This is a genomic window from Streptomyces sp. NPDC040432, assembly GCF_055595445.1.
In genome coordinates, this window is the sequence record NZ_JBVIVP010000001.1 from 527818 (window position 1) to 542436 (window position 14619).

At 73.3% G+C, this 14619-nt stretch carries 13 protein-coding genes; 7 read left to right on the plus strand and 6 right to left on the minus strand.

Annotated features, from left to right (window positions below; translation table 11 throughout):
• Positions 1-95 precede the first annotated feature (95 nt).
• Together ACZ58N_RS02395 and ACZ58N_RS02400 are read left to right on the plus strand one after the other, a co-directional pair.
• Entirely contained in the window at positions 96-2546 is a 2451-nt protein-coding gene (locus tag ACZ58N_RS02395) for a right-handed parallel beta-helix repeat-containing protein (protein ID WP_471154600.1), read from the plus strand.
• 171 nt (positions 2547-2717) lie between these two features.
• Complete coding sequence (locus tag ACZ58N_RS02400) at positions 2718-3266, plus strand: SRPBCC family protein (protein WP_471154603.1); 549 nt, start codon at positions 2718-2720, stop codon at positions 3264-3266.
• A 60-nt stretch (positions 3267-3326) separates the two neighbouring features.
• On the opposite strand, the gene cds1 is transcribed toward ACZ58N_RS02400, so the two are convergent.
• Complete coding sequence (cds1, locus tag ACZ58N_RS02405; protein ID WP_471154605.1) at positions 3327-4469, minus strand: L-cysteine desulfhydrase Cds1; 1143 nt, start codon at positions 4467-4469, stop codon at positions 3327-3329.
• Positions 4470-4747: 278 nt separating this feature from the next.
• On the opposite strand from cds1, the gene ACZ58N_RS02410 reads away from it, so the two are divergent.
• Entirely contained in the window at positions 4748-5290 is a 543-nt protein-coding gene (locus ACZ58N_RS02410; protein WP_471154608.1) for an ATP-binding protein, read from the plus strand.
• Positions 5291-5360: 70 nt separating this feature from the next.
• Here ACZ58N_RS02410 and ACZ58N_RS02415 read toward each other — a convergent pair whose 3' ends face one another.
• A complete protein-coding gene (locus tag ACZ58N_RS02415) occupies positions 5361-6671 on the minus strand; it encodes an ROK family protein (RefSeq protein WP_471154611.1) in 1311 nt (436 codons plus the stop codon).
• A gap of 47 nt (positions 6672-6718) precedes the next feature.
• Positions 6719-7387: an alpha-ketoglutarate-dependent dioxygenase AlkB family protein gene (locus tag ACZ58N_RS02420; protein ID WP_471154614.1), complete on the minus strand. Its 669-nt coding sequence runs from the start codon at positions 7385-7387 to the stop codon at positions 6719-6721.
• 37 nt (positions 7388-7424) lie between these two features.
• Between ACZ58N_RS02420 and ACZ58N_RS02425 the strand changes: the two genes are divergently transcribed.
• Both ACZ58N_RS02425 and ACZ58N_RS02430 read left to right on the plus strand, forming a co-directional pair.
• Positions 7425-8168 carry a maleylpyruvate isomerase family mycothiol-dependent enzyme gene (locus ACZ58N_RS02425; RefSeq protein WP_471154617.1) on the plus strand — a complete coding sequence of 248 codons (744 nt, stop codon included), beginning with the start codon at positions 7425-7427 and terminating at the stop codon, positions 8166-8168.
• 195 nt (positions 8169-8363) lie between these two features.
• The gene (locus ACZ58N_RS02430; protein ID WP_471154620.1) at positions 8364-8630 is read left to right on the plus strand and encodes a DUF6332 family protein; all 267 of its coding nucleotides are present in this window, start codon (positions 8364-8366) and stop codon (positions 8628-8630) included.
• 37 nt (positions 8631-8667) lie between these two features.
• Here the strand turns inward: ACZ58N_RS02430 and ACZ58N_RS02435 are convergent, their stop codons facing one another.
• Positions 8668-9675 (minus strand): spherulation-specific family 4 protein, encoded by a 1008-nt coding sequence (locus ACZ58N_RS02435; protein WP_471154622.1) that lies wholly within the window; start codon positions 9673-9675, stop codon positions 8668-8670.
• A gap of 204 nt (positions 9676-9879) precedes the next feature.
• Complete coding sequence (locus ACZ58N_RS02440; protein ID WP_471154624.1) at positions 9880-10578, minus strand: TetR/AcrR family transcriptional regulator; 699 nt, start codon at positions 10576-10578, stop codon at positions 9880-9882.
• Between the two features lie 150 nt (positions 10579-10728).
• Between ACZ58N_RS02440 and ACZ58N_RS02445 the strand changes: the two genes are divergently transcribed.
• Positions 10729-11187: a nitroreductase/quinone reductase family protein gene (locus tag ACZ58N_RS02445; RefSeq protein WP_471154626.1), complete on the plus strand. Its 459-nt coding sequence runs from the start codon at positions 10729-10731 to the stop codon at positions 11185-11187.
• A gap of 304 nt (positions 11188-11491) precedes the next feature.
• Here ACZ58N_RS02445 and ACZ58N_RS02450 read toward each other — a convergent pair whose 3' ends face one another.
• The gene (locus ACZ58N_RS02450) at positions 11492-12706 is read right to left on the minus strand and encodes a geranylgeranyl reductase family protein (protein ID WP_471155200.1); all 1215 of its coding nucleotides are present in this window, start codon (positions 12704-12706) and stop codon (positions 11492-11494) included.
• Between the two features lie 394 nt (positions 12707-13100).
• Here ACZ58N_RS02450 and ACZ58N_RS02455 point away from each other — a divergent pair, with 394 nt between their 5' ends.
• Positions 13101-14465: a M20/M25/M40 family metallo-hydrolase gene (locus tag ACZ58N_RS02455; RefSeq protein WP_471154629.1), complete on the plus strand. Its 1365-nt coding sequence runs from the start codon at positions 13101-13103 to the stop codon at positions 14463-14465.
• The last annotated feature ends 154 nt before the right edge of the window (positions 14466-14619 follow it).

Sequence of the window (14619 nt, forward strand, 5' to 3'; positions counted from 1 at the left end):
GGAGCCGGATCGGATCGCTTCAGCCACTTCGAACGGCTTCAATCACTTCGGCCGCTCCGGCGGCGCGAATACGAGGGTGGGGGCACGACAGCACCATGGCTCAGGGCACGGTCCAGGTGACGCACGGCGGGGCCTCGCGGTGGCGGCGCCGCTCGGGCGAGTATCCGACGCTGAGCGCCGCCCTCGCCGTCGCGGGCGACGGCGACGTGCTGTCGATCGCCCCCGGCACCTACCGGGAGAACCTGGTCCTCCACCACGCCGTCACGCTGCGCGGGTACGAGGGGAGCGCGATCGGCTCGGTGCGGATCGCCCCGCTCGACGGGGTCGCGCTGACGGTGCGCGCCTCGGCCGTGATCCAGGACCTGTACGTGGAGGGCGCGGACCGGGCGGCGCCCGCGGTCCTCGTCGAGGACGGCTCCCCCGAGCTCACCGACCTGCGCGTGAGCACCCGCTCCGCCGCGGGGATCGAGGTGCGCGGCGGGGCGCGTCCGCTGGTGCGCAGGTGCACCGTGGAGAACCCGACCGGTGTCGGCATCTCCGTACTGGACGGCGGCGGCGGGGTGTTCGAGGAGTGCGAGGTCGTCGCGGCCGGTCAGGCCGGGGTCTCGGTGCGCGGCGGTGGGCACCCCCGCCTGGAGCGCTGCCGGATCCACCACGCGACGGGCGCGGGCATCGGGGTCACCGGTGAGGGCTCGGGCCTGGAGGCGTTGGGCTGCGAGGTGTACGAGATCAAGGGCGCCGGTGTGCAGATCGCTTCCCGGGCCGCGGCCCGGCTCACCGACTGCGCGGTGCACCGCACCTCGGCCGACGGGGTCACCCTCGACACCGACGCCGTCCTCACCCTGGCCGGCTGCGACATCCACGACATCCCGGAGAACGCCGTCGACCTGCGGTCCCGGTCGGTGCTGACGCTCAGCCGCACCACGGTCCGCCGGTTCGGGCGCAACGGCCTGTCCGTGTGGGACCCGGGGACCCGGGTCGACGCCGAGTCCTGCGAGATCCACGACAGCACGGGCGACTACCCGGCGGTGTGGGTCAGTGACGGGGCCACCGCCTCCCTGGATTCCTGCCGGGTCCACGACGTACCCGACGCCCTGTTCGTACTGGACAGGGGCTCGCGGGTCGACGTGGTCGACAGCGATCTGTCGCAGGTGCGCAACACGGCGGTCTCGGTGAGCGACGGCGCCACCGCGCAGGTCGACGACTGCCGGATCCGCGAGGCGGGCACCGGGGCGTGGTTCCGCGACCACGGCAGCGGCGGCACCCTCGCCAACTGCACGATCGACGGCGTGCAGACGGGCGTGATCGTCACGAAGGGCGCCGACCCGTCTCTGGAGCGGTGCACGGTCACCCATGCGACCGAGTCCGGGTTCTACGTGTCGGCGGGCGGCCGGGGCACGTTCCGGTCGTGCCGGGTGACGGGCAGTTCCGGCTTCGGCTTCCACGTCATCGACGGCTGCCGCACCACGCTCACGGCCTGCCACACCGAGCGCTGTGCGCGCGGGGGCTACGAGTTCGCGGAGGACGGCCCGCAGGCCGAGGGGTGCACCAGCGACGAGTCGGGGTCGCGGCCGGCCGCCCGGTCCGCTGCCGGCGGTGCCCCTTCCGGGGTGCAGCCGGGGATCCGCACGGTGACGGCGGCGCAGGAGCCGGCGGCGCCGGCGGGCTCGGTGCCCGCCGCGCGGCCCGCCGACCTGCCGGAGGCGGCGGCCCCCGTGGTTCCGTCACGCGGGTCGGGCGAGGTGCTGGGGCAGCTCGACGCGTTGGTGGGGCTGGACAGCGTCAAGCGCGAGGTACGTGCCCTCACCGACATGATCGAGGTGGGACGCCGACGGCAGCAGGCGGGGCTCAAGGCGGCCTCGGTCCGCCGCCACCTGGTCTTCACGGGCTCCCCCGGCACCGGCAAGACCACCGTCGCCCGGCTGTACGGGGAGATCCTCGCCTCCCTGGGCGTGCTGGAGCGGGGCCACCTGGTCGAGGTGTCGCGGGTGGACCTGGTCGGCGAGCACATCGGATCGACGGCGATCCGCACCCAGGAGGCGTTCGACCGGGCGCGCGGCGGGGTCCTGTTCATCGACGAGGCGTACGCGCTGGCACCGGAGGATTCGGGGCGGGACTTCGGCCGTGAGGCGATCGACACCCTGGTGAAGCTGATGGAGGACCACCGGGAGGCCGTGGTGGTGATCGTCGCCGGGTACACGGCGGAGATGGAGCGGTTCCTGACCGTCAATCCGGGCGTCGCCTCCCGCTTCTCCCGCACCATCACCTTCGGCGACTACGGTCCGGAGGAGCTGCTGCGGATCGTCGAACAGCAGGCGGAGGAGCACGAGTACCGGCTCGGCGAGGGCACCACGAAGGCGCTGCTCGCGTACTTCACGGAACTGCCGAAGGGACCCGCCTTCGGTAACGGCCGCACCGCGCGCCAGACGTTCGAGTCGATGGTGGAGCGGCACGCGGGGCGGGTCGCGCAGCTGGCCGAGCCCAGCACGGACGACCTCACCCTGCTGTTCCCGGACGACCTGCCGACCCTGTCGGCGCCCTGCTGAACGGGAGGCCGGGCCGCGGGTCCTCGGGTACGGCGCGAGGGTGCGGCGCGGGGTACGGCGTGGGAGCCGCGCAGCGGTGCGGACATCCGGCGGGCGGCCGGTTATGGTGACGCGGCACGCACCGCCCGGAGCGTACCGACCGCACCGCATCGTGTCGTAGGGGGTAACACCATGGCCCGTCGACTCCGCCCCGTGGGGCTGGACTTCACCGAGACCGCCCCGGTACGCCTGGTCTTCGTCGCCCGGGCCACGGCCCCGCCCGAGGCCGTGTACCGGGCGCTGGCTCAGGAGGTGACGGGCTGGCCCCAGTGGTTCGGGGCGGTCACGTTGGCCCGGCCGACGCGGGACGGCGAGGGCCGGGAGATCGGGCTGGTCGGTGGGATCCGCTTCCAGGAGACGGTCATGGCGGCGGACCCGGGGCGGCGCTACGCCTACCGGGTCGACGAGACCAACGCTCCGGGCCTGCGCGCCCTGTTGGAGGAATGGCAGCTCACCGCGGTCGGCCCCGCGACCGCCGACGGCGCGACGACCGGCGGGACCGGCGCCACCGGCTCCGGTGACGGTGTCACCGGCACGCTGGTCCGTTGGACGTTCGCCGCCGACGGGCCGGCGCCCCTCCGGCTGGCCCTGTCCGCTGCCCGGCCCGGCCTGGGCCACTCGTTCCGCACGGCGGTCCGCGCCCTGGACGCCCGCCTCACGGCCCGGCCGCCCACCCGCTGACGGACCCGTCCGGTCGGGGCCGCGGCGCCGCGGCCGCGGGAGCCGTGGCGCCGCGGGCCCTCAGGCGGCCGGTTCCCGCCACTCACCCGTGTCCAGCAGGGTGTCGATGGTCTTCGCGTAGGGGCTGATGTCCAGGCCCTGCGCGGTCAGCCAGTCGTCCGAGTAGTACTTGTCGAGGTACCGGTCGCCCGGGTCGCACAGCAGCGTCACGACGCTGCCGGTACGGCCCTCGGCCACCATCTCCGAGACGATCTTCAGTGCGCTCCACAGGCCGGTACCCGTCGAGCCGCCCGCCTTGCGCCCTATGGCGTGCTCCAGGGCCCGGCACGCGGCGACGCTCGCGGCGTCCGGGACGCGCATCATGCGGTCGATGGCTCCGGGTACGAAGCTCGGCTCCATCCGGGGCCGGCCGATGCCCTCGATGCGCGAGCCGCAGTCACTGGTGGCGTGCGGGTCGTTGTTGGTCCAGCCGTCGAAGAAACAGGAGTTCTCCGGGTCGGGGACGCAGATGCGGGTGTCGTGCTGCATGTAGTGCACGTAGCGCGCGATGGTCGCGGAGGTGCCCCCGGTTCCGGCCGTCGCCACGATCCAGGTCGGCTCCGGGTACCGCTCCAGGCGCAGTTGCTGGTACATCGACTCGGCGATGTTGTTGTTGCCGCGCCAGTCCGTCGCGCGCTCGGCGTAGGTGAACTGGTCCATGTAGTGGCCGCCGGTGCGGGCCGCGAGATCGGCCGATTCCTCGTACATCTTCATCGAGTCGTCGACGAAGTGGCATTCCCCGCCGTGGAATTCGATGAGCCGGCACTTCTCGGGGCTCGTCGTCCGCGGCATGACCGCGATGAACGGGACGCCGATCAGCTTGGCGAAGTAGGCCTCGGAGACGGCCGTCGAACCGCTGGAGGCCTCGATGACCGGGCGGCCGGGGTGGATCCAGCCGTTGCACAGGGCGTAGAGGAAGAGGGAGCGGGCGAGGCGGTGCTTCAGTGAGCCCGTCGGGTGCGTGGACTCGTCCTTGAGGTAGAGGTCGATGCCCCAGGCCTCGGGGAGCGGGAAGCGCAGCAGGTGCGTGTCGGCGGAGCGGTTGGCGTCGGCCTGGACCTTGCGGACGGCCTCCTTGAGCCAGGCCCGGTAGTCCGCGTCGCTGCGGTCGACGTCGACGGTCGTCGTCACGGGCGTCCTGCCGGTGGTACCGGTGGTACTCATGCGCCTTGCTCCTTTGTCCGTTCCGTGGCCCCCGCTTTCGAAATGTACCCCCCTCACCTGCGCAAACGGTTACTTTGGGTTTCCATACCGATCGCTTTCGGTCGCATTCAGTTGCAGAGCGGGGCACGGTAGGTGACGCTGGTGGTGTTTCACCCGTTCCACCGCACCGCAGGAACACCGCACCACAGGAACACCGCAGCACAGGAACACCGCAGCACAGGAACACCGCAGCACCGAGGGCGCAGCACCCGTAACTCACTTGTCGGGGAGTCGCAGCCGTGATCAGTCATTCCCGCAGGCACTGCGTCGTCGAACTGCAGGCCCTGCCGGCGCGGATCGGTCAGGTCCGCCGCATCGTTGCCGCGCAATTGCGCCACTGGCAGCTCGATCCGCTCATAGACCGGGCTGCGCTCGGCGTGACGGAACTGCTCAGCAACGTCCACCGCCATGCGCAGCCCGACAAGACGTGCGCCGTCGAGATCGAGCTCCGGCTCGGGCGACTCACCGTCGCGGTCTTCGACAGCGATCCGCGACTGCCCGTCCTGCGGGCGGCAGAGACGCTGGAGACCTGCGGTCGGGGGCTCGCCCTCGTCGAGGCGGTCAGCGAGGCCTGGGGCGCCCGGCCGCAACCGGGCGGCTCCGGAAAAATGGTCTGGTTCTCGCTACGGGCCGCCCCCGCGCCGGCGGCCCCGCAGGCGACGGTCGTCATCAGCACCGGGAACGTACGGGAGCTCGCACGCCCGGTGCTCTTCGCCGTGGACGCGCAGGCCGTGGCGAGCGGCCCGCCGGTATCGGTCCCGGCCGGCGCCGGGCCGGGCTGACCACCACCGCCGCACCCGCGACGGCCGGGCCGGCGGAAGCCGGGCGGTCGGCCCGGGGTCGGGCGGGAGATCAGGCCGCCGGGGCGCCCAGGGTGCCGAGGGGGTCGTCCAGCACCGGCTGCCACGCGAGCTCCGCCGCCCCGACCAGGCTGTTGTGGTCGAGGGTGCACGGCAGGATCGGCACGCCCCCGCTCCGGCCCCACAGGCTGCGGTCGGCGACGACCGCGCGCAGCCTTTCGGGGTCGGCGTGGAGCAGTTCCCGGTGCAGTCCGCCCAGGATGATCCGGTCCGGGTTCAGGATGTTGACCAAACCCGCCAGCCCGAGACCGAGCCGGTCGATCAGCTCCTCCGAGGCCGCCCGGACCGCAGGGTCCGCGTACTCGGCGCGCAGCAGGTCACGGGCCTGCTGGAGCAGCGACACCTCCGGGCCGGGCGTGCGGCCCGCAGCCGTGAGGAAGGCGAGCGGGTCGGCCTCCACGTCCAGGCAGCCGCGGCTGCCGCAGTGGCAGGCCCGTCCTTCCGGGTTCACCGTCAGGTGGCCGACCTCCAGGGCGAGTCCCGCGCTGCCGCTGTGCAACCGGCCGTCGAGGACCAGCGCCCCGCCCACGCCCCGGTGTCCGGTGGCGACGCACAGCAGGTGCTGTGCGCTGCGGCCCGCGCCGTGCCGGTGCTCGGCGAGCGCGGCGAGGTTGACGTCGTTGCCGGTCAGGGCCGGTCCGTCGATCCCGGCGGCCTTCACGCACTCGGCGAAGATGGCCCGTACGGGAGAACCCGCCGGCCAGGCCAGGTGGAGCGGATTGAGCGCCGTTCCGTCGGGTTCGGCGACCGCCGAGGGCACGGCGAGGCCCGCGCCGACGCAGCGCCGCCCGGACTCGTCCAGCAGTGCGGCGCCCGCCTCGACGACCGCGCCGAGGACCTGCGCCGGGTCCGCGGAGACGATGACCTTGCCGGGGGCGGTGGCCACGATCCGCCCGCCGAGACCGACCAGCGCGGCCCGGAAACCGTCCGGGTGCACCTGGGCGGCCAGCGCCACGGGGCCGTTCTCGTCGACCGCCAGCCGGTGCGAGGGCCGGCCCTGGGCGCCACCGGCGCCGCCGGGGCGGGAGTCGACCCGGATCAGACCGAGGGCCTCCAGTTCGGCGGCGACCGCGCCGGCGGTGGCGCGGGTGACCCCGAGCTCGGCCGTCAGGACGGCCCGCGTCGGGGCTCGGCCGGTGTGGACGAGTTCCAGCGCCGGGCCGAGGGCGCTGCGGCCCCGCTCCAGTTTGGTCCTCGTGGAAGCCGCCGAGGCCGTCGAGGTCGTGGAGGTCGCAGGCTCCCTGGACACCGCGGTCACCGTGGTCGCATCCCCCACCCGCGGCGGGGCCCCGTTGCCGTTCATGACATGGATCCTCGCATGATCGGGAGGTACCGGACGCCCGTCCACGGTCAGAGGCCGCCGACCCGCAGTGTGATGTTCAGCCGCCCGTCGAGGCCGAGGCCGGGCGGCGCGGTGCCGGGCAGGACCTTCGGCACCCCGTGGTAGGCCAGTCGGCTCGGTCCGCCGAAGACGAACAGGTCCCCGCTGCGCAGCTGAACGTCCCGGAACGGACGTCCGCGCGAGGCAGGGGTGCCGAAGCGGAAGAGGCAGGAATCACCGAGGCTGAGCGAGACGACCGGGGCCTGCGACTTCTCCTCGGCGTCGCGGTGCATGCCCATGCGTGAGTCACCGGTGTAGAAGTTGATCAGGGCGATGTCGTACTCCTCCGACCGGTCCGGCTCCTCCGAGCGGTCCGGGGGCGTCCCGTAGGCGTCCGACACCGCACGCCGGCCGAGTGCGGCCAGCCACCGCGGCATCGGCTTCACGGGCGTCCCGTCCCCGTCGACGGCGGTGCGGGCGTAGCCGTAGGGGTACCAGTGCAGCCCGAGGCACACCTGCCGGGCGCTCATCGTCCCGCCGCCGGGAGTGCGCACGGTTCGCAGCCCCGCGGGCGGCCGGGCCCATTCCCGGCAGGCCGCGAGCAACTCCCCCTGTTCCCGCGGGCCGAGCCAGTCCGGCAGGTGGACGGCGCCCGGGGCGATCTCGGCGCGCTCGCGCGGGAAGAGTTCTGCGTCCATGTACCCCATGGTGCGACCTGCCGGCAGACTCCGGGGCATGAAGATCAGCGAGTACGTCGAAACGCTGGCCCGGGAGGGCGAACTGCTCGCCGCGACGGCCGAGCAGGCGGGTACGGAAGCACCGGTTCCGACCTGTCCGTCGTGGCGGGTCACCGACCTGCTGCGGCACACCGGGGCGGTGCACCGCTGGGCGACCGGGTACGTCACCGATGCGCAGGTGGAGCCACAGCCGTTCCCGGAGGCACCCGAACTGGCCGGCCAGGAGCTCATCCACTGGTTCCGCGAGGGACACGGGACGCTGGTGGACGCGCTGACGCACGCCCCGGACGACGTCGTGTGCTGGACGTTCCTGCCGACGGCGCCGCCGTCGGCGTTGGCGTTCTGGGCGCGGCGCCAGGCGCACGAGACGACCGTGCACCGTTTCGACGCGGAGGCCGCGCGGGGCATCGCGTTCTCCCCGGTGACGCCCGAGTTCGCGGAGGACGGGGTCGACGAGCTGCTGACCGGCTTCCACGCCCGGCCGCGCAGCCGCGTGCGGACCGACGAACCCCGGGTGCTGCGGATCAGGGCGGTCGACACCGCTGCGGTGTGGACGGTCCACCTGTCGCGCGAGCCGGCCCGCGCGGTACGGGGCGACACCGCGGACCGGGTGGACGGCGAGGTGACCGGCGAGGCGGCGTGGCTGTACGCGGCCCTGTGGAACCGGCTCCCGCTGACGGGCCCGGGGGTGACCGGCGACGTGTCGCTGGCCCGGCTCTGGAGCGACACCGCCGGGATCTGAGCCGCCCGCCGCGACGGCCCGGGCCACGGCGCGGCCCGCCGGCCCTCGCCCCGGGCGCGACGGCGTGCGGGGTGCGGGGTGCGGACCCCGGCCGTCCCGTCCCGCACGACGGTGAGCGGCTCGGACGGAAAGTTCCGCGCGGACACCCCTTGAGGCACCCTTGTCACCCGCGGTGCACGCTGTGAAACTGCGCGTATGGGCCATCGCACACAGGCGGAACGGGACGCGGTCACCGTCGAGATCGGCTACGCCTTCACCACCGCGTGCTTCGCGGCCGTCCTGGTGTTCGGGGCGGTGTACGGGGTGGCGCCGGCCCTGGGGCTCTCGCCCGCCGCGCACCGCACGCTGGCCGTGGTGGCCGGGGTGCTGGCCTCGGTGGTGTTCCTGATGCGCGTGACCCACGTGCTGTGGCGCTTCGGCCGCCGCCGGCCGGAAGGCGGGCAGGAGCCTTCCGGATCATGAGCCCGGGCGCCGGCGTTCGGGGCCGCGGCGGGATCGCTCAGCCGAGGGTCGCGGCGTGTTCGGTCTGGCTGCGGTACCTCCAGGAAGGGCCCGTGTTCCAGGGGTTGGGCATGACCGTGTCCGTCGCGTAGGCGTAGCCGGCACCCCGATCGAAGGCCGTGCGCAGGGTGTCCTTCATCGTCGCCTCGTCCGGGACGTCGTGCACGAGGTGCCAGAACGCGGTGCCGCTCGGGTCGTACTCGGAGCCGCCCCGGTACCCGGTGCTCGCGTTGAACACGTTGCCGCCGAGCCAGCCGCCGGAGGTGTACTCCGCGTAGGTGTCCTCGTAGGTCACGAACGTGTCGGCGGTGCGGTGGCCCGGTTCCAGGTAGCAGTCGGCGATCGGCGTGCCCGGATTGTTGACCACCAGGTCCGGCGCGTTCGGGTCGACGGCGTGCATCGACTCCTCGACGTGGCGGCGCAGTTCGGCGTAGTAGTCGCGGGTGGCGTTGCCGGGGCCGCAGTCCCGGCTGACGACGTCGAAGAAGATTCCGTCGACGTGGAGGCGGCCGTCGCCGCCGTCGGCGGGTCTCAGGTAGTTGTCGACGGAGGCCTTCGCGGCGGCGATGTCCCGGTTGCCGTGGTCGGTGTGGACGTAGCCGAGGACCTTGGTGCGCTCACCGGTGGCGGTGACCCCGGCGCGCAGGGCGTCGGCGCGGGCCCGCCAGGGCCCGTCGAAGGGGGAGTCGCCGTTGCCGGGGTTGAGGACGACTACGGAGGCGGCCGGCCCGGTGGCGGTGAGGTCGGTCAGCATGTGGTCGTCGGACCAGACGTAGGCGGGGACCGCGATGTCCAACCCCCGCACCCCGGGCAACCGGGGCGTGGGGGTGACCCGCGGGGCGGGCGGCGGAATCGTCTTCGCCGACGGGGAGGACGTCGCTGTTCCCGCCGCCCGGCGGTTGGTGTGCGTGCCGTCGGCGGCGGCCTTCACGACGGCCGCCGCCGCCGCGAGCAATACGGCCAGGAGTACGGCGTACAGGGCCGGCACGGCTCGGACGGTGGCCATGACTGTTCCTCCGACTGCAGGGGCGCGACCCGACGAACACTAGGCGCGCGGCAAGTCGGTGACGGGCGAACCACCCACTTTGATGTGAGGAACAGAAAAGCTATCTGTCACTCCATCATGTGAATCTCCGTCAGGCGACGTTCCTGACAGTCCCGTTCACGACGGTTCCGTTGACGAAGGCCCGGTTTGCTCCGCCCGGCCCGATCACGCCGCGGGCAGTCCGACGTCGTGGGCGAGCCGGCCCGCGGCGTGCGCGAAGAACGCGGTGCGGTCCTCGACGACGCGCTCGTACTGGCCGAACAACTCGAAGGAGACCAGCCCGACGAGCTGCGCCCAGGCCGCGACCAGGGCGGCCGTCACCGCGGGCGGCAGGCCGTCGGCGAACTCCGCGGTCATCCGGTCGGCTTCGCCGCGCAGGGCGGCGGGCAGCGGCGGCAGGGCGAGCCCGTGGCCCGCGTGCGCGGAGCGGAGGATCCCGATGAAGGTGTTGGCGACGCGGGAGGCGGGGCCGATGGTGTCCTGCGGGGCGCTGTAGCCGGGGACCGGGGAGCCGTACACGAGGGCGTACTCGTGGGGGTGCGCGAGGGCCCAGCCGCGCACGGCCTCGCAGACGGCGATCCAACGCGCACGGGGCGGGGCGCCGGCGGCGAGTGCGGCGCGGTCGGCTTCCTCCGCGGCGGCGCCCAGGCTGTCGTAGGCGTCGATGATCAGCGCGGTGAGGAGCTCGTCACGGCTGGGGAAGTAGCGGTAGAGGGCGGACGAGACCATACCGAGTTCGCGGGCGACGGCGCGCAGTGAGAGTTTTGCGGCGCCCTCGGCCGCGAGGCTGCGGCGCGCCTCGTCCTTGATGGCGGCGGTCACCTCGGCGCGGGCCCGTTCTCTGGCTCCTCGGACGGTACTCATGCGGATCAGTGTGGCATGCGCCGGGAGCAGTGCCCAGAAAACAGAGCACCGAACATTTTCGAGAGCACTGCTCTTGCCCTGGTGCACCGTTCCGGCGCAGACTGGTGTCGAGCGAGAGCACCGCTCTCTCAGATCCCGCCGGAGGCCCCCGTGAACGCGCCCGCCCCCTACTACGTCCAAGGCAGCCCGTTCGGCATCCGCTTCAACGCGCTCCTCGGGAAGCTCGCCCGCCTCGGCATCAGCCTCGCCGGCACGGCCGAGCTGTCGGTCCCCGGTCGCACCTCGGGCCGGATGCAGCGGATCCCGGTCAACCCTCACCGCTACGAGGGCGCCCAGTACCTGGTCTCCGCCCGGGGCCACTCCCAGTGGGTCCGCAACATGCGCGTCGCGGGCGGCGGGGAACTCCGTGTCGGTCGCAAGGTGCGGGCCTTCACGGTCACGGAGCTCACGGACCCCGTGGAGAAGGCGGCCGTGCTGCGCGCCTATCTGGAGAAGTGGGGCTGGGAGGTCAACCGGTTCTTCCAGGGCGTCACCGCAAAGTCCTCGGACGCCGACCTGCGGGCCGCCGCCGCCGACCACCCCGTCTTCCGCATCACCGTAACGAGGTAACCGGGTGACGGGGCGAACCAGGGCATGTGGTGAAAGTGGCGTCGGACGCCCGAAGGTCGCGGCCCGCGGCGTCCGGCGCCGCGGGCTCGACGAACCCCTCCGCCCGCTTCCTCACCCGGCGGGCGACCGCCGGACGGCCGGACCCGCGCGAGTACCGCGTCCGTCACCGGCCGGGCGACTCCCGGACCGCCGGGACCGACGCCCGGACCGCCGGGACCGACCCCCGGACCGCCGGGACCGACGCCCGCGCCGCCGTCGGGCGGACCCCGGCGCCCCGGGCGGGGCGCCGACGACCGGGCGGGGATCAGCCCCGACTGTCGCGCGCCTGGCGGGCGTCCACCAGGTGCAGGGCCTTGCGCGCCAGCGGGTACGTACGCACCATGTCGGCCAGCGTCATCGAGCCCCGGGTGATCCGCGCGAAGGCGAGCCACGCGGGCCGGAACCCCGTGATCGCCGCGTGCAGGATCCCCGGGCGGGCCTCGAAAACGGTCAGCATGCGCTTGCCGACGCCCATCTCCACGCCCAGCCCGGCCTTGACCGCGAAGGCGTAGTTCAGCGCCTGGCGCCGCGCGTCCACCGCGTCCTGCGCCTCGGAGATCTTCACGGCCCACTCCCCCGCCAGCCGGCCCGAGCGCAGGGCGAACGAGATGCCCTCCCGCGTCCACGGCTCCAGCAGCCCGGCGGCGTCGCCCGCCACGAGGACCCGGCCTCGCGACAACGGCGAATCGGGCTTGCGGCAACGCGTCAGGTGCCCGGAGGAAACGGCCGGTTCGAAGCCCGCCAGTCCCAGCCGGGCGATGAAGTCGTCCAGGTACCGCTTGGTGGCGGCGCCCTCGCCCTTCGCCGAGATCACGCCGACGGTGAGGGTGTCGCCCTTGGGGAAGACCCAGCCGTAACTGCCGGGCAGCGGACCCCAGTCGATGAGCACCCGGCCCTTCCAGTCCTCCGCGACCGTCCGCGGTACGGGGATCTCCGCCTCCAGGCCGAGGTCGACCTGGTCCATCTCCACCCCGACGTGCGCGCCGATCCGGCTCGCGCTGCCGTCGGCGCCGACCACCGCCCTGGCCAGCACGGTCTCGCCGTCGGCCAGGACCACGGCGACCGTGCGCCGGTCGGGGACGGCCGTGCCGTGCTGCTCGACCCGGGCCACCGCCGTACCCGTGCGGACGGTCGCGCCGGCCTTCTCGGCCTCCGCGACCAGGGCCGCGTCGAACTCGGGCCGGTTGATGAGCCCGAAGAGCATCCCCTTCGAGCGGCGGGTCCGGGTCAGCTTCCCGTTCATCGAGAAGGTGACCGCGTGGATGCGGTCCTTGAACGGCAGCACGAAGCCCGGCGGCAGGGCGTCGCGCGAGGGGCCGATGATGCCGCCACCGCACGTCTTGTAGCGCGGGAGTTCGGCCTTCTCCAGCAGCAGGACGCTCCGGCCGGCGGTCGCCGCGGCGTACGCCGCCGAGGCACCGGCGGGCCCGGCACCGACCACGACGACGTCCCAGACCTCGCCCGTGCCACCGGACGCCACGACGCCCTCCGACTCCCGCTCCGCCGTCTCCTCGTCCCGGTCCCCGCCGACGTCGTCGTCCGTGTCCACGCCCGCCTCACCACCCGTGTCCGTGCTCGCGTGCCCCGCCCCGGCCGTGTCCTCGCCCGGGGCGTTCGCCGGTCCGTCCGCCGGCCCGTGCGCCGTTCCTTCGTCCGCCCCCTGAGCGGCGGCCTGCCCTGCGCTTGCGCCGTTTACGTCGTCGTCGCTGCTCACGATGTGCTGCTGCTCCTGATCACGCTGTTGCTCGGATGCCGTGGAAATCCTACGGCGCGAGTCCGCCCGGCCCTTTGTGCGAGGATCGGAACCGTCTCTTGCCTTGCATTCGCCGTAACCCGGCACTTGTCACAACGTCGCACCCACGAGGAGCGTGCCCATGTCCCAGAATCCGATCGCCGAGACCATCGCCTCGCTGATGCCCCGCGCCAAGACGGAGCTGACGGAGTTGGTGGCCTTCCAGTCGGTGGCGGACTGGGCGCAGTTCCCGAGGAGCGAGAGCGAGGCCGCCGCGAACTGGGTGGCCGAGGCCCTGCGCGTCGAGGGCTTCCAGGACGTCGCGCTGCTCGACACCCCCGACGGCACCCAGTCGGTGTACGGGTACCTGCCCGGCCCCGAGGGAGCCCCGACCGTCCTGCTGTACGCGCACTACGACGTGCAGCCGCCGCTGGACGAGGCCGCCTGGATCTCGCCCGCCTTCGAGCTCACCGAGCGCGACGGCCGCTGGTACGGGCGCGGTGCGGCGGACTGCAAGGGCGGGTTCATCATGCACCTGCTGGCGCTGCGCGCGCTGAAGGCGAACGGCGGCGTACCGGTCGGCGTCAAGGTGATCGTCGAGGGCTCCGAGGAGCAGGGCACCGGAGGCCTCCAGCAGTACGCCGAGGCGAATCCGGAGCTGCTGGCCGCCGACACCATCGTCATCGGTGACGCGGGCAACTTCCGTACCGGCCTGCCGACGGTGACCGCCACCCTGCGCGGAATGACCCTCCTCAAGGTCAAGATCGACACCCTGGGCGGCAACCTGCACTCCGGCATGTTCGGCGGCGTCGCGCCCGACGCCCTGGCCGCACTCATCCAGACGCTGGCCTCGCTGCGCGCGGCGGACGGTTCGACGACCGTGGACGGACTGGCCTCCGACGCGGTGTGGGAGGGCCTGCAATACCCGGAGGCCGACTTCCGTTCCGACGCGAAGGTGCTGGACGGGGTCGAGCTGATCGGCGAGGGCACGATCGCGGACCGCCTGTGGGCCCGCCCGGCCGTCACCGTGCTCGGCATCGACTGCCCGCCGGTGATCGGCGCGACCCCCTCGGTGCACGCGAGCGCGGGCGCCCTGATCAGCCTGCGCGTACCGCCGGGCGTGGACACCACGCGGGCCATCAAGCTGCTGGAGGCGCACCTGGTGGCGCACACGCCGTGGAGCGCCCGCCTGGAGATCGAGGTCGTGGGCCAAGGCCAGCCCTTCCAGGCCGACACGAACAGCCCGGCCTACGCGTCGATGGCGGCGGCCATGCGGGTGGCGTACCCCGGGCAGGAAATGCAGATCAGCGGCATGGGCGGGTCCATCCCGCTGTGCAACACGCTGACCTCGCTGTACCCGGGGGCGGAAATGCTGCTGATCGGTCTGAGCGAGCCGGAGGCCCAGATCCACGCCGTGAACGAGAGCGTCTCCCCGGACGAGCTGGAACGCCTGTCGGTGGCGGAGGCCCTGTTCCTGGTGAACTACGCCGAGTCCAAGCGCGGCTGAGGCCGAGCGGCTCGGCACGGTGGTCGGACCGCCGTGCCGAGCCGGGCCGGCGGGTCGACCGACCGGCGGACCGACACCCGTACGGCCGGGGCGGAATGTGCCCCGGGCGTACTCCGCTCCGGGCGAATCCGGGTGCCGCGCGCTGCGTCCGGTG

Bases quoted from the DNA above. Each gene is read 5' to 3' on its own strand.
- ACZ58N_RS02395 (WP_471154600.1), top strand. From the start codon at position 96: ATGGCTCAGGGCACGGTCCAGGTGACGCACGGCGGGGCCTCGCGGTGG.
- ACZ58N_RS02400 (WP_471154603.1), top strand. From the start codon at position 2,718: ATGGCCCGTCGACTCCGCCCCGTGGGGCTGGACTTCACCGAGACCGCC.
- cds1 (WP_471154605.1), bottom strand. From the start codon at position 4,469: ATGAGTACCACCGGTACCACCGGCAGGACGCCCGTGACGACGACCGTC.
- ACZ58N_RS02415 (WP_471154611.1), bottom strand. From the start codon at position 6,671: ATGAACGGCAACGGGGCCCCGCCGCGGGTGGGGGATGCGACCACGGTG.
- ACZ58N_RS02420 (WP_471154614.1), bottom strand. From the start codon at position 7,387: ATGGACGCAGAACTCTTCCCGCGCGAGCGCGCCGAGATCGCCCCGGGC.
- ACZ58N_RS02425 (WP_471154617.1), top strand. From the start codon at position 7,425: ATGAAGATCAGCGAGTACGTCGAAACGCTGGCCCGGGAGGGCGAACTG.
- ACZ58N_RS02430 (WP_471154620.1), top strand. From the start codon at position 8,364: ATGGGCCATCGCACACAGGCGGAACGGGACGCGGTCACCGTCGAGATC.
- ACZ58N_RS02435 (WP_471154622.1), bottom strand. From the start codon at position 9,675: ATGGCCACCGTCCGAGCCGTGCCGGCCCTGTACGCCGTACTCCTGGCC.
- ACZ58N_RS02440 (WP_471154624.1), bottom strand. From the start codon at position 10,578: ATGAGTACCGTCCGAGGAGCCAGAGAACGGGCCCGCGCCGAGGTGACC.
- ACZ58N_RS02455 (WP_471154629.1), top strand. From the start codon at position 13,101: ATGTCCCAGAATCCGATCGCCGAGACCATCGCCTCGCTGATGCCCCGC.